The sequence below is a fragment of the Kribbella alba genome, assembly GCF_039529635.1.
Taxonomy (GTDB): domain Bacteria; phylum Actinomycetota; class Actinomycetes; order Propionibacteriales; family Kribbellaceae; genus Kribbella; species Kribbella alba.
The window spans coordinates 143,174-156,826 of the sequence record NZ_BAAANE010000001.1 but is presented as its reverse complement, the minus strand read 5'-3'; the positions used below and the strand labels follow the sequence as shown (position 1 = coordinate 156,826).

15 protein-coding genes are annotated in these 13,653 nt (G+C 68.4%); 5 read left to right on the top strand and 10 right to left on the bottom strand.

The genetic code is table 11. The features are described from left to right. Positions 1 to 5 precede the first annotated feature (5 nt). Together larC and larB are read right to left on the bottom strand one after the other, a co-directional pair. Positions 6 to 1,328 (bottom strand): nickel pincer cofactor biosynthesis protein LarC, encoded by a 1,323-nt coding sequence (gene larC, locus ABD210_RS00820; protein WP_344107458.1) that lies wholly within the window; start codon positions 1,326 to 1,328, stop codon positions 6 to 8. Further along, positions 1,325 to 2,041 (bottom strand): nickel pincer cofactor biosynthesis protein LarB, encoded by a 717-nt coding sequence (gene larB / locus ABD210_RS00815; RefSeq protein WP_344107456.1) that lies wholly within the window; start codon positions 2,039 to 2,041, stop codon positions 1,325 to 1,327. The genes larC and larB overlap by 4 nt, the downstream gene beginning before the upstream one ends. Before the next feature lie 121 nt (positions 2,042 to 2,162). On the opposite strand from larB, the gene ABD210_RS00810 reads away from it, so the two are divergent. Continuing rightward, complete coding sequence (locus ABD210_RS00810; protein ID WP_344107454.1) at positions 2,163 to 2,669, top strand: DUF4446 family protein; 507 nt, start codon at positions 2,163 to 2,165, stop codon at positions 2,667 to 2,669. A gap of 61 nt (positions 2,670 to 2,730) precedes the next feature. Here ABD210_RS00810 and ABD210_RS00805 read toward each other — a convergent pair whose 3' ends face one another. Continuing rightward, a complete protein-coding gene (locus ABD210_RS00805) occupies positions 2,731 to 4,323 on the bottom strand; it encodes a bifunctional phosphatase PAP2/diacylglycerol kinase family protein (RefSeq protein ID WP_344107452.1) in 1,593 nt (530 codons plus the stop codon). Positions 4,324 to 4,417: 94 nt separating this feature from the next. Here ABD210_RS00805 and serS point away from each other — a divergent pair, with 94 nt between their 5' ends. Next, entirely contained in the window at positions 4,418 to 5,692 is a 1,275-nt protein-coding gene (serS, locus tag ABD210_RS00800; protein WP_344107450.1) for a serine--tRNA ligase, read from the top strand. Then, positions 5,689 to 6,477: an HAD family hydrolase gene (locus tag ABD210_RS00795; RefSeq protein ID WP_344107448.1), complete on the top strand. Its 789-nt coding sequence runs from the start codon at positions 5,689 to 5,691 to the stop codon at positions 6,475 to 6,477. Before serS ends, ABD210_RS00795 begins: the two co-directional genes overlap by 4 nt. A 169-nt stretch (positions 6,478 to 6,646) precedes the next feature. Here the strand turns inward: ABD210_RS00795 and ABD210_RS00790 are convergent, their stop codons facing one another. Beyond that, on the bottom strand, positions 6,647 to 7,201 hold the full coding sequence (locus ABD210_RS00790; protein WP_344107446.1) for a WhiB family transcriptional regulator: 555 nt from the start codon (positions 7,199 to 7,201) through the stop codon (positions 6,647 to 6,649). A 553-nt stretch (positions 7,202 to 7,754) separates the two neighbouring features. On the opposite strand from ABD210_RS00790, the gene ABD210_RS00785 reads away from it, so the two are divergent. Then, positions 7,755 to 8,561, top strand: coding sequence for an HAD family hydrolase (locus tag ABD210_RS00785; RefSeq protein ID WP_344107444.1), 807 nt, complete (start codon positions 7,755 to 7,757; stop codon positions 8,559 to 8,561). Here the strand turns inward: ABD210_RS00785 and ABD210_RS00780 are convergent. From ABD210_RS00780 to mobA, 6 genes are all read right to left on the bottom strand, one after another. Then, positions 8,558 to 9,169, bottom strand: coding sequence for a bacterial proteasome activator family protein (locus tag ABD210_RS00780; protein ID WP_344107442.1), 612 nt, complete (start codon positions 9,167 to 9,169; stop codon positions 8,558 to 8,560). The genes ABD210_RS00785 and ABD210_RS00780 overlap by 4 nt on opposite strands. A gap of 64 nt (positions 9,170 to 9,233) precedes the next feature. Next, complete coding sequence (locus ABD210_RS00775; protein ID WP_344107931.1) at positions 9,234 to 9,323, bottom strand: CGNR zinc finger domain-containing protein; 90 nt, start codon at positions 9,321 to 9,323, stop codon at positions 9,234 to 9,236. A gap of 174 nt (positions 9,324 to 9,497) precedes the next feature. Continuing rightward, the gene (locus ABD210_RS00770) at positions 9,498 to 10,082 is read right to left on the bottom strand and encodes a TetR/AcrR family transcriptional regulator (RefSeq protein WP_344107439.1); all 585 of its coding nucleotides are present in this window, start codon (positions 10,080 to 10,082) and stop codon (positions 9,498 to 9,500) included. Positions 10,083 to 10,260: 178 nt separating this feature from the next. Further along, the gene (locus ABD210_RS00765) at positions 10,261 to 11,238 is read right to left on the bottom strand and encodes an NAD(P)H-quinone oxidoreductase (protein ID WP_344107437.1); all 978 of its coding nucleotides are present in this window, start codon (positions 11,236 to 11,238) and stop codon (positions 10,261 to 10,263) included. A gap of 62 nt (positions 11,239 to 11,300) precedes the next feature. Continuing rightward, positions 11,301 to 12,203 carry a phosphotransferase family protein gene (locus ABD210_RS00760; RefSeq protein ID WP_344107435.1) on the bottom strand — a complete coding sequence of 301 codons (903 nt, stop codon included), beginning with the start codon at positions 12,201 to 12,203 and terminating at the stop codon, positions 11,301 to 11,303. Positions 12,204 to 12,250: 47 nt separating this feature from the next. Then, entirely contained in the window at positions 12,251 to 12,790 is a 540-nt protein-coding gene (gene mobA, locus ABD210_RS00755; RefSeq protein ID WP_344107432.1) for a molybdenum cofactor guanylyltransferase, read from the bottom strand. A 69-nt stretch (positions 12,791 to 12,859) separates the two neighbouring features. Here mobA and ABD210_RS00750 point away from each other — a divergent pair, with 69 nt between their 5' ends. Next, positions 12,860 to 13,651: a carbon-nitrogen hydrolase family protein gene (locus ABD210_RS00750; protein ID WP_344107429.1), complete on the top strand. Its 792-nt coding sequence runs from the start codon at positions 12,860 to 12,862 to the stop codon at positions 13,649 to 13,651. Positions 13,652 to 13,653: the final 2 nt, after the last annotated feature.

Sequence of the window (13,653 nt, the reverse complement as noted above, 5' to 3'; positions counted from 1 at the left end):
GGTGGTCAGCTCCAGAGGTCGTGGCCGGCGGCGATGGCCTTGGCGAGGATGGTTTTCACCGGCTTCTTCAGGACTGTGGCGGCCGCGGCGACGTCGTCGTACTCGGGCTGCACGTTGACCACCTGGCCGCCGTACCGGGCGATCTTGACGTGAATGCTCTGGCCCTCGACTTCGACACTGGCGAACTCGCGGTCGGCCGCATGCTTGCGGATGGCGATTTCGCGAAGCCCGATCGCCGACGTCTCGGCCAGGATCACCGAGCGGACCACTTCGGCGTTCGAGCTGCTCACCAGCACGGACAGCGTGTGCGCCGGCCGGCCCTTCTTCATCAGGATCGGCGTCAGCCACGCGTCCGCGGCGCCGGCTTCCATCAGCCGGGACAGCACCTGCGGCCAGATCCGCGGATCCAGATCGTCGACGTTCGTCTCGTAGACGAGCTCGGTGTTCGGCTGCGTGATCGACTCGCCGATCACCACGCGGACGATGTTCGGCACCTCGACGGGGTCGCGACCACCCGCGCCGACCCCGGTCTGCTCGATCCGCATCGGCGGCATCAGCCCGAACTCGTCCGAGAGCGAAGCCAGTAGCGCCGCACCGGTCGGCGTCGTCATCTCGTACGGCGCTGTGCCGCCGACCACAGGTGCTTCCGCCTCGGACAGCAGGTGCAGTACTGCGGGGCCGGGCACGGGGATTCCGCCGTGCTGCCCGCGGACCTGGCGTCCGCCACCCAGCGAGATGGTGGAGACCACGATGCGGTCGAGCTCGAGTGAGACCGAAGCAGCGGCGACGCCGACGATATCCGCGATCGCGTCCAGCGCCCCGACCTCGTGGAAGTGCACCGCATCCGGCTCAACCCCGTGCGCCGAAGCCTCGGCCCGAGCGAGTCGCGCGAAGGTGTCCAATGCCCGGCTGCGCACCGCGTCGGCCAGCCCAGCGCCCTCGATCAGCCGCCGAACCTCAGCCCAAGTCCTGGTAGGCCGACCCCCGCCATCCCCGGACCCAGCCCCACCATCGTGCCCATGACCGTGCCCAGCCTCGTCATGCCCGTGCCCGTGCCCGTGCCCCTGATCGTGTCCGGCATCGGGTGCGGCAGGGGAAGGGGCGGCGTCGGGGAAGTTCTCGGGGTGCAGGTCGCCTTCGACGCGCACCGAGGCCTTGGTGGCAGCGATCTGGTGTCGGCTGGTCTGTTCGATCGTCACAGACAGCGAGGGATCCACCGCGGCGACGGCCGCGTTGACGGCGGCGAGATCGGCTCCCGCGTCCAGGAACGCGCCGAGCAGCATGTCGCCGGAAGCTCCCGCCGCGCAGTCGATCCAGGCAACTCTCACTGCGTCTTCACCTCGGCAGGCGCTGCCCGCCGAGCGACCCGCGCCGCGAAGACCCCGGCGCCGAACCCGTTGTCGATGTTCACCACGGTGACACCCGGCGCGCACGAGTTCAGCATCGCCAGCAACGCCGCCACTCCACCGAAGGAGGCGCCGTAGCCCACCGAGGTCGGTACTGCGACCAGCGGCACCCCGACGAGTCCGCCGACCACACTCGGCAGCGCACCCTCCATGCCCGCCACGACGATCAGGCAGTCCGCTGCGTCGAGCCGCTCACGCACTCCCATCACGCGATGCAGGCCGGACACCCCGACGTCGGTGATCAGCTCGACCCCGGCGCCGAAGACCCCGGCCGTCGTGGCAGCCTCTGCCGCCACCGGCGCGTCCGACGTACCGGCTGAGACGACGGCGACCGTGCCGCGCAGGGCGGGGGGCTCGCCGAGGACGGCGGTGCGTCCCACCGAGTCGACCACCGCGTCGGGCAGGGCCGCGCTGACGGCTTCCTGGGCCTCTGGGGACAGTCGAGTGGCAAGTACGGCGTGGCCGGGGTGGGTCTCGTGCAGGGTGCGCAGCAACTCCACGACCTGGGAGGGCGTCTTGCCGGCGCCGTAAACCACTTCGGCGTCGCCGGTGCGCGCCAGCCGGTCTGTGTCGAGTCGGGCGTACCCGAGATCGTGCACACCTGGTTGAGGACCTGGGGCAGGCAAATGAGTCACGCGGCGAAATCTACGTGGCCATGGCTGGATCCGCCGATTCGCCGTCTCAGAGGACACGCAGCGCACCCGACCGAGCACGCAGGCACACCTGCTGACCACTCAGCCGGTTAGGCTCCTGTCCGTGTCTTCGACGTTAGCCGGTGCTTTCGGGATCGCCGCCCTGTTCGTGGCGGTGCTCGCCCTGGTGTTCGCCATTCAGGCGTTACGGGCGCAGTCCGGCACGCCCAAATCCGCCCAGAAATCTGCCACCCCGCAGGAGCAGCTCCAGCCGCAGGTCGAACCGCAGCAGCCCGAAGCCAAGCCGGGGACGGTCAAGTCCGAACTGCGTAGGCTCAGCAAGGAGCTCGAGGCAGCCCGCAATGAGCTGCGGGAGAACCTGCAGCACCTGGCCGTCGTGCGGTACGACGCGTTCGGCGACATGGGCGGGCGGCTGTCCTGGTCGATGGCGCTGCTGGACGACAACGGCGACGGCGTGGTGCTGACCTCGATCAACAGCCGCAACGACGCCCGCTCCTACGCGAAAGAGGTCAAGGCTTTCGAGAGCGATTCGAAGCTCTCGCCGGAAGAGGAAGAGGCCATCGAGACCCTCCGTAAGGACGCGGTCCCGACGCTCGACGACCAACCCTGACGCTCGACGACCAGCCTGACGCTGCTCGACGACCAGCCCTGACGCTGGAGGTCCTGGCCGGCTAGCGCCGCTTGGGTACCCTGACGACCAAGCAGCCCGGCTCCACCTCGGCCGCGAGGTACCGGCCCGGGCCGACGCCGTCCCCGTCGAGTTGACGCTGTACGTCGACCGCGGCCGTGATCTCCACCTTCCGCCCGGTGAACCGCTCGAGGTACATCTCGGTCCGCTTGGTCCGGGTCATCACCCGCCAGAACACCAGGGGCCACTGCGTCACCCGCCGCGGAGCGATCATCACCACATCCAGCAGTCCGTCGTCAGGGCGGGCGTCGGGCAGCAGCGGGATGTTCGCCTGCAGCATGCCGACGTTGCCGACCACGATGGTCCGCACCCGGCGCTCCACCGGCTCGTCGTCGTCCAGGCAGATGCGCACCCTCACCGACGGGTGGTTGATGTTCTTCGCCGCCGACACCAGGTAGGCCGTCCATCCGATCTGAGCCTTCAGCTGCGGCGGCGCGTCCGAGATGATCGCGGCGTCCAGCCCGAGCCCGGCCATCACCGCGAACCGGTCCGTGTCCAGGCCGTCGCCGTGCACCTTGACCAGGTCGATCCGCCGGTCCCGCCCGTCCAGGATCCGCTCCAGCGCGTCGTCCAGGTCGAGGGGGATGTGCAGGTTGCGGGCCAGCAGGTTGCCGGTGCCGGCCGGGATCACCCCGACCGGGATCCCGGTGTACGCGAGCGCAGCGCACACCACCCGGACGGTGCCGTCGCCGCCGGCCACCAGGACCAGGTCCGACTCGTTCTCGATCGCCCGCTTGGCCATCGCGTTGCCCGCGTCATCCTGCTGGGTCTCCAACCAGAGCGGGTCGTCAAACCCGCGGAGGGCCAGCGCCCGGTTCACCTTGCGCCGGAACGCGACGCCGTCCCCGACCTTGATCGGGTTGACGATCACCGCGGCCCGCGTCGGCACGGACGCACCGTCGTGGTCTATGGGTGTACGTCGCCGGCGGCGCCGGAGCCCCGGGCGCAGGCCGAATCCGATGGATGTGGCGGTCAGGATGGCCAGTCCGAGGGCCCAGCCGCCGAGTACGTCGGAGACGTAGTGGGCGTCGAGCATGATCCGGTCGACCGAGACGATCCAGACCACGGCGATGGTCGGCAGGGTCACCAGCAGGCGGAACCGGCGCCGCCAGCCGCGCACTGACGGCAGCACCACTCCGAGCGCACCCGCCAGGACGAAGGCCGCGGCGGCATGGGCGGAGACGTAGGACCAGCCGTCGATCTCGACCAGCATCTGGGCGGGCCTGGGTCGTTCGAAGATCGCCTTGGTCGCCTGGACCAGGCCGAGCTCCGCGCCCGCGGTGACCAGCAGCCAGATCGTCAGCACCCGGGCCCGGCGGTGCCAGAGGTAGAAGGCGATGATCGCGATGATCGCGCGCGCGGACCACGGCACCGTGATCGCGGCGACCACCTGCCAGAAGTGCACCACGTCGGGGTGCGACGCGCCGTACTCCGCGACCTCGCCGGCGACGGACAGGTCCCAGCGGCGCAGTGGTGGCCAGTCCTGGAAGACGAGCAAGGTGATCACGATGAACGGCAACGCACCCAGCACGACCGTGAGCGCACGGCCGAGAGCACTAGGTGGATGGTGGTTCATCTGCCGCTTCAATCCCCCTCGACGACGCGCTGGTGCCACCTCATCATCCCGAATACGCTTCGCCCGCTCAGACACGCCCCGATACCCTCGGGGTGTGATCGATGCCAAATTGCTCCGTGAGAACCCCGATGTCGTCCGTGCGGCCCTGACCAAGCGTGGCGAGAGTACTGACCTGGTCGACCAGATCCTGGCGGCCGACGGTGATCGTCGATCGTCCATCGCGGCGTTCGAATCGCTACGGGCGGAGCAGAAGGGCCTCGGCAAGCAGGTCGCGCAGGCCAAGGGTGACGAGCGGACCGCGCTGCTGGAGCGGACCAAGGCCCTGTCGGCCGAGGTGAAGGCCAAGGAGGCCGCTGCCAACGAGGCCGAGGGCCGCTTCGACGAGCTGTCCCGCGCGCTGCCGAACCTGGTGTCCGACGAGGCCCCGGTCGGCGGCGAGAAGGACTTCGTCGTCCGCGAGGTGGTCGGCAAGCCGCGTGACTTCGCGGCCGAGGGCTTCGAGCCCCGCGACCACCTGGAACTCGGCGAACTGCTCGACGCGATCGACATGGAACGCGGTGCGAAGGTCTCGGGTGCCCGGTTCTACTTCCTCAAGGGCGTCGGCGCGTTGCTCCAGCTCGGCATGCTCCAGCTGGCCGTCCAGCTCGCGGTGGAGAAGGGCTTCACCCCGATGATCACGCCCACCTTGGTCAAGCCCGAGGTGATGGGCGGCACGGGCTACCTCGGCGCGCACCAGGACGTGTACCAACTCAGGAACGACGACCTCTACCTGGTCGGTACGTCGGAGGTCGCGCTGGCCGGCTACCACATGGACGAGATCCTCGACCTGTCCGCCGGGCCGAAGCGGTACGCGGGCTGGTCGTCCTGCTACCGCCCCGAGGCGGGTTCGTACGGGAAGGACACCCGCGGGATCATCCGGGTCCACCAGTTCGACAAGGTCGAGATGTTCTCCTACACCACCCTCGAGGATGCGGCTGCCGAGCACGAGCGGCTGCTCGGCTGGGAGAAGGAGATGCTCGACAAGATGGAACTGGCCTACCGGGTGATCGACACGGCGACCGGCGACCTGGGCACCTCGGCGTACCGGAAGTTCGACTGCGAGGCGTGGGTGCCGACCCAGGGCGCGTACCGCGAACTCACCTCCACCTCGAACACCACGGACTACCAGGCCCGCCGGCTCAACATCAGGCATCGGGACGCGGACGGCAAGACCCGTCCGGTCGCGACTCTGAACGGCACGCTGGCCACCACCCGCTGGCTCGTCCCGATCCTGGAGACGCACCAGTTGGCGGACGGCTCGGTCCGGGTGCCGACCGCACTGCGGCCGTACCTCGGTGGACGCGAGGTCCTGGAACCGGTCCGCCGATGACCGACGGCTGGCGGCCGAAGGCCGTTGCCCTCGACATCGACGGCACCCTGATCGACCACGACGAGAAGCTCTCGCCGGCCGTCGTCGACGCCGTACGCCGGGCCGCCGCGCAGGTCCCGGTGATCCTGGCCACCGGCAGGTCCTACGCGGCCACCGCGCCGGTCGCGGAGATCCTCGGCCTGCTGGAGGGATTCATTGTCTCCAGCAACGGTGCGAGGACGATCCGGTATCCCGGCGGCGAGGTGGTGGACGAGCGCACCTTCGACCCGGCGACCGTGATCGCCTCGGTCCGCAAGCATGCGCCGAACGCCCGGATGGCGGTCGAGGAGCACGAGCGGGGCTACCGGGTGACCGCGCCGTTCCCGGACGGCGATCTCGGCGATGCCGGGATCCGGGTGGTGACGGACGAGGAGCTCGCGCCGGAACCCGTGACCCGGTTGATCATCCGTGATCCGGAGAAGTCAGAGGCCGACTTCGTCCAGCTGGCGGAGCGTCTCGGCCTGCACGGCGTCAGCTACTTCGTCGGTTGGACCGCGTGGCTCGACATCGCCCCCGAGGGGGTCGACAAGAGCACCGGGCTGAAGGTGGCGCTTGCGCAGTACGAGCTGGAAGCCGGTGACCTGCTGGCGATCGGCGACGGGCGCAATGACATCGAGATGCTCGTCTATGCGGGCCTGGGGATCTCGATGGGCTCGGCACCGGACGAGGTCAAGGCCGCTGCCGACGAGGTGACCAAGTCGGTCCAGGACGACGGTGTCGCGGCCGTGCTCAATCGATGGTTCTGACGATCAACTGAACAGCTGTTGCGATTTGCTGCAATAGCGGTGACAAAGTAGTTACCGCAGGCAACCAAAGGCCCGGAACTCCTGCACGAGCAGGCGTTCCGGGCTCCTGGTATATCAACTGCCTGATAGTCCGCTGGCGGGCCGAGTATCAGGGCCGGACAAAGTCGGATCAGGCGACGCGGGTGGTGCTCGGCCGCGGCGACTGGCAGGGCTGGTCCACCACGGCGTCGAACGCGTCCAGGACTGCGCTGACCTGCGGGCGGGGCCGTGGGGCCTTGGTGGCGGGGCTCTGACCTCGCCGTGCCCTGCGCAGGTGGCGCTTCACGGTCGACAGCGAGCAGCCCAGCCGCATGGCAAGGGATTCGAGGCTGTCGTTCGGATGCTGCGTCCGCAGTCGCAGCACCTCTTCGTGGCTGACCGGGCGGCGCGTTCCACGGGCGCCGGCCAGCTGGTCGAAGTCGTCCGCCTGGACCTCCACGTCCAGCAGGTTGCGCATCGAGCGACGCTGCGCCGCCGTAGTACCGGCGACGAAACCACTCACGTCATGCTCGGCAACGGCGCTGAACAGGCAGTCGGTGAACATCGGACACGAAGCGCACAAGGCTTTCGCCTCACGGACCAGTTGGTCGTACCGCTCCCTTGTCCGCCGGGTCGCTGATGCGGGCGGCGGTTCTTCCATCAGGCGGTGCTGGAAAATGTCCGTGCGTGCAATGCAGCCGGTCATGGCCCCTTCCATGATGGAAGATGTGTCGACAGCCGCACGGGAGCGGTTGCCCCCTTGCCCCGCTATCTTGGCGCTGTTGACGATCATCGTGGCTCCCCAAGTTCCAGGACCCGTGTGAACGAACGATGAATGACGTTCGAACACCCGTGCCCACTAGCTGATGGACCGATCTGTTGCCGACCCACCCTGTCGTCCCGGCGCGGGACGCACCGATCCTTAACTGTTGACGTCACGGATCCGGATTTGGTTGCACCCAATTCCGCATCAGTTCCGCGACGCTGTTTCGGGGTGGGGCTGTTCCGGATCTTTTGATCCGCAACAGGGTGTACGACGCGGTTGAATCGCCCCCGGTTCCCCGCCAGCCACCGCATGAAATCATGCGCAATCCCTACTGCGCATGGGAACTAGCTGCCTTTGCAGCATCCTGCCGTAACGGTCTGGTGACGTTGTTCAACGGTCAATCAGATTGCAGGTTTAGCCATGTCCAAATGGTTGCGGATAGAGGCGTCGGGAGGGTATTAGGGATCTTCGATCGGCCGGATACGGTGGCCTCGTGACACACCGTAGAGCAGTCCGCCCACCCCGCCTGATCGCCACGGATCTTGACGGAACCTTAGTGCGCAGCGATGGCTCCATCGCCCCACGCACCAAGACCGCAGTGCTCGCCGCCCAGGAGGCGGGCAGTGTATTCGTGATGGTCACCGCTCGGCCACCTCGCTGGCTGCATGACCTCGCCGACCTGGTCGGGGCGCACGGCGTCGCGATCGTTGCCAACGGCGCCATTCTGTACGACGTCGTTCAGCGCAAGGCGATCCGGACGGCGCTGATCGATCCCGTCATAGCACTGGAGGTAGCGCAGGCGATCCGGACGGAGATTCCGGAGGTGGAGTTCGCCATTGAGCGATCGAACCGTTACGGACAGGAGCCGAACTACCTGAATCGCTGGCCGGCTCCGGCCGACACCCTGATCGCGGGGCTCGAGGTGCTGCTGTCCGAACCCGCGGCGAAGTTGCTGGTCCGGCACCCGAGCTGGCACTCCGACGATCTGCTCGCCAAGATCCAGCCCTTGGTCGGGGAGCGGGTCGCCGCCAGTCACAGTGGCGGTCACAGCCTGGTGGAGATCTCCGCGAGCGGGGTTTCGAAGGCGGCGATGCTGGCCGACTTCGCCGCGGAGCTGGGCATCGTGGCCGCTGAGACGATCGCCTTCGGGGATTCGCTGAACGATCTCCCGATGCTCGCATGGGCCGGCACGTCGTACGGGGTGGCCAACGCGCACACCGAGGTGCTGGCGATGGTGGACGTGATCTGCCCGTCGAACGACGAGGACGGCGTCGCCACCGTCCTCGAGGAGCTCTTCTAGAGGTACATCCCGCCGCTGCCGGGGCCGTCGGGGGTGCCGGGCTGCGGCGGCGGGCCTGGGAAGCCCTGGGCGTCCTCCGGCCGGATCTGCTGGCCGCCGGGCAGAGCGCGGCGCATCGACTCGAGCTGCTGGCGCGCTGCCATCTGCTGGGCGAACAGCGCCGTCTGGATGCCGTGGAAGAGTCCCTCGAGCCAGCCGACCAGCTGGGCCTGCGCGATCCGCAGCTCGGCCTCGGTGGGCGTGCTGTCGTCGGTGAAGTCGAGGCTGAGTCGCTCCAGCTCCTCGACCAGCTCCGGCGCCAGGCCGCTCTCCAGCTCCTTGATGGACGCCTCGTGGATCGCCTTCAGGCGCTGCCGGGAGGCCTCGTCGAGCGGTGCCGACTTCACCTCGTCCAGCAGTTGGCGGATCATGTTCGCGACCCGCATCACTTTGGCGGGCTGCTCGACCAGCTCGGTCACCGAGCGTGGTTCGTCGTCACGCTCTTGGTCGTCGTCGGCGCGCGGCGGCCCCTCGACGGCCATACCGTCCGGACCGACGATCAGGACCTTGCCGTCCTCGGTCTGGGCGCCGGCCATCGGGCGTTGCTGGCTCTCGCTGCTCTCGCTCATCCATCCATCCTAGGACCTCCCGATCGGCGGCTCTCGGCGGACTGAAGCCCTCGGAGCGGACGCCCTAGGACGTCGCTTTGGAGCGGTGGCGGCGGGCGGCGTCGCGGTTGGCGCAGGCGGGACTGCAGTACCGCTGACGCCCGCCACGCGACAGATCGGCAGGTCGCCTCGTCGCACCAGGTCAGCGAGGGGCTCGTCGTCTACCAGCGCTGAGCCTGCGGTCAGTGGCGGATCACGAGTACGCCGGCGTACCCCGTGGCCTATCCCGAGCTCGCCGAGGTAGATGCCTGAGGCAATGGTATCGGCACCCCCACGGCGGCATAGCCGGTCACGTCTGGAACAGCCGACCGAGGTGGGTGTCGAGGCTCTGGGCCAGGAAGGCGCGGCGGGCCGGGGAGGGGAGCGCGAGGGCCTGCATGACCAAGCCGTCCACGACTGCGAGGAGGAGGGCGGCCTCGGACTCGGTGTCGACAACCTCAGTCAGTTGTCCCTCGGCGACCGCGGCATCCAGGAGGCGGGCAAAGGCGACCCGGAGTTCGTGGTCCGTGGCGGCCGCGATGTCCTTGAGGGCCTCCGACGTTGCCGCGGCCGCGCTGAAGGCCAGCCAGACCCGGGCATCCCGCGCTCGGGGCTCGTCCAGCGGCAGCCACAGTTCGAGTGCGTCGCGGAGCACCTTGCGAGGTGAACCGGACAGATCCACCGTCGCGAGCTTCTCGTCGAACGACTGGGTCACGTGGTGGAACGCGGCGGCGACCAGTTCCTCCTTGCTGCGGAAGTAGTACTGGACCTGCGCCAAGGAGATCCCTGCCCCCGCGGCGACATTGCGCATGGTGGCGGCCTCGAGCCCGCGTTCGGCGATCACCTGCACCACCGCGTCGAGCACGTGCGCACCCCTACCCCGTTCCCCAGTCACAGTCCAGACGGTAGCCCTCCTTGGCCCCGTCCCGCCGTACTACGCGCTGCCGCAGCCCCGTCGTACCGGGCAGTACCGACGCCACCCCGTACTACGCGCTGCCGCAGCCCCGTCGTACCGGGCAGTACCGACGCCACCCCGTACTACGCGCTGCCGCGGTCCCGTAGTACGGGGTTGCTCAGAGGGTGAGCAGGACCTTGCCGATCTGGCTGGACTGCTCGAGGGTCTCGTGGGCGAGGGCGACGTCCTCCAGCGGGAAAGTGCGGTAGACGATCGGCCGCACCTTCTTCGCGGTGATGAGCGGCCAGACGTGGCCGACCACCTCGTCGAGGATCCGGCCCTTGTCCTCCACCGACCGCACCCGCAGGCCGGTCCCTGTGATCGAACCGCGGCGGCTCATCAGCCGGCCGAGATCCAGCTCGCCCTTGGTGCCGCCCTGCATGCCGATCACCGCAAGCCGGCCGTCGAAGGCAAGGCTCCTCACGTTGTCCTGCAGGTACTTCGCGCCCATGATGTCGAGGATCACGTCCGCGCCGGCCTTGCCGGTCGCCTCCTTGACCACCGAGGCCCACTCGGCTTCCTTGTAGTTGATCGCGACATCGGCACCGAGCCGGGTGCAGAAGTCCATCTTGTCGGTGCTGCCGACGGTGCAGAGGACTCGCGCGCCGTGCGCGACGCCGAGCTGGATCGCCATCGTGCCGATCCCGGACGCGCCGCCGTGCACCAGCAGCGTCTCGCCGTCCTTGAGGTGGGCCGCCATGAACACGTTCGACCAGACCGTCGCGACCACCTCGGGCAGCGCTGCCGCACTGACCAGGTCCACGCCTTCCGGGACCGGCATCACCTGCGGGGCCGGGACCGCCACCTTCTCCGCGTACCCACCGCCCGCGAGCAAGGCGCAGCACTCATCGCCCACGGACCAGCCTTCGACCTCGGCGCCGACGGCCGAGATCGTGCCGGACACCTCGAGGCCGAGCGTCCCGGGCGCGCCGGGAGGCGGCGGGTAGTGGCCCTCGCGCTGCAACAGGTCGGCCCGGTTCACCCCGGCCGCTACCACGTCGATGACGACCTCGTCCGCGGCCGGGGTCGGGTCCTCGATCTCCGCGACCTTCAGGACGTCGACACCGCCAGCACCCTCACACACGACAGCTCGCATGGATGCCACCGTACTGGCTCCCGGCCGCCGGGCCTCATCCGAGCCATGTCACCGGGACTGCTTCAGGTGCGGACGATCTTGGCGAGGTCCGCGGCGATGCTGTCCAGCGGATCGACAGTGCCTATCGACTTGAACCAATCCCATAGTTCAAGTGAGTGGTAAAGGCGGTAGAGGGTGGTGCGTTCGCGCCAGTCCGCCGGCAGTTCACCGTATCCGTCGACGAGCCCGGCGAGCTTGTCGGCGTTTCCCCAGATCGAGTAGGCCTGGGTCTTCGCGAGATCCATCAACGGATCGGCCGCGATCGCGTTCTCCACGTCGATGAAGCCGGTCACCTGCCAGGTCGACGGATCCACCAGCACGTTGCCCTCGTGAAAATCGTTGTGGCAAAGGGTCGGTGCCGCATTGTTCGCGAACAACCCGGCGTGCTGCTCGACGTACTGGCTGATGTCGCTCTGCAAGGCCGGATCGCCTTGCAGGGCTTCGAATTCGCCGAGTTTCTTGGCGAACTGGCGGCGCATGTAGTCGGTATTGCCCGGGAGCGGCTCGAGCACTTCGTCGGTGAGATAGCCGTACGCCGGTTGCGGGATGCGGTGGATCCGCTGGAGCAGTGCGCCGAGTTGGGTGTAGACGGATTTCCAGTCGGCTGGTTCCGCCTCGGAGAGCGGGACGCCGTCGAGTTTCGTCAGCACGGTGAACGCGGTGTCGAAAGTGTCGCCGGCTGGCTCGTGATGGATGACGCGCGGGATCGCGTCACCCAGTTCGGGTGCCAACAGCTCGTAGACGTGGACTTCCTTGGCTTGTTTCCAGGCCCATTCGGGTTCGTAGAGTTTGAGGATCAGCGGGGCGGCCGCGGTTCGGCGTACCTCGAAAACGGTGCTGAGCTGACCACCGGAGCGCGGCAGGATCTCCGCGATAGCGCTGCCCGGGCAAGCCTTCTCGGTCATCGCCTCTACCTGGTCATTCACCTCGTCAAAGTAGTGACCAAAGGTTCGCGGGTCGATCGAATTACGGTTCAGGCTTCGAGATCCGCCCAGCTGTCGACGTCATCACCCGACCTTGTCGGCTCGCTCCAAGCCAGCTCGAGCTCCGCGAACAACCGCCGCACCGACTTGTCCCGCGGATCGCCGATCGCCTCGAGCGCGCTCGCCAACGCAGTACGCCGGTACGCCGCGGCGAGGCGTTGCTCCCGCCCGCCGGTGTCGCGCAATCCGTAGCCGTCATGGTCGCCGAGTCCTTCGACGAGTCCCGTCACCGCGGCTTTGGTCAGCCACGGCAGGTCGCACGAAACGAGCACGACCACGGGAGACTCCCCTTTGGTGAGGCCGGCCGCGATTCCGGCGACGGGGCCACCGGCGGGCGGCTCCTCCATCGCCCACTCGACCTCCCGGCAGACCGCTCGCTCCGGGCCGACCACAACGGTCGACCGCGCCGCGCTGGTTGCGGTGAGCGCCCGATCCAGCAACGACATCCCGTCCACCACGAGCAACGCCTTGTCCGTACCCCCGAATCGCGTGGACCCACCCCCGGCCAACACCACCGCATCAAAATCCACCCCTGCAGTCTCCCACTCGAAGACCTGACACCGCGTGAGGTTCAAGTCCCGATGCGGCACCATGGTGGGGTGAAGATCGCCGTGGTGCAGACCGCCAGTACGCAGGACAAGGCCGCCAACCGTGACCTGGTGACGCAGTCGGTCGCCGAGGTCGCGCGGGAGAAACCCGATCTCGTCGTGCTGCCCGAGGCGATGATGGCCGACTTCGCCACCGAGGGCGGTTCGGTCGGCGAGTTGGCCGAGGCGCTGGACGGCGAGTTCGTCAGCACCCTGCGGAAGACCGCGCTCGAGCACGGCACGGCGATCGTGGCCGGCATGTTCGAACGGAGCTGCGACGAGGCCCGGCCGTACAACACCCTTCTCGCGGTCGGCGCCGACGGCGAACTCCTCGGCGCGTACCGGAAGATCCACCTGTACGACGCGTTCGGCTACCGGGAGTCCGACCAGCTGACCGCGGGTGACGTCGCACCCGTCGTCGTGGAGGTCGCGGGCCGGAAGCTCGGGTTGATGACCTGCTACGACCTGCGGTTCCCGGAGCTGTCGCGAGCCCTGGTCGATGCGGGCGCCGAGGTGCTCGTCGTACCGGCCGCCTGGGTGAGAGGGCCGCTCAAGGAGCACCACTGGACCACTCTGCTCACCGCTCGCGCGATCGAGAACACCTGCTACGTCGCGTCGGCAGCCCAGAACGGTAAGAAGTACTCCGGCCTGAGCCAGGTGATCGACCCGCAGGGCATCGCGGTCGCAGCCGTCGGCGAAGCGGACGGCTATGCCCTCGCCGAGATCTCCCCGACCCGCCTCGCCGAGGTCCGCGAGCGCAACCCGTCCCTGAAGAACCGCCGCTACACCGTCTCGCCCCGCTGAAC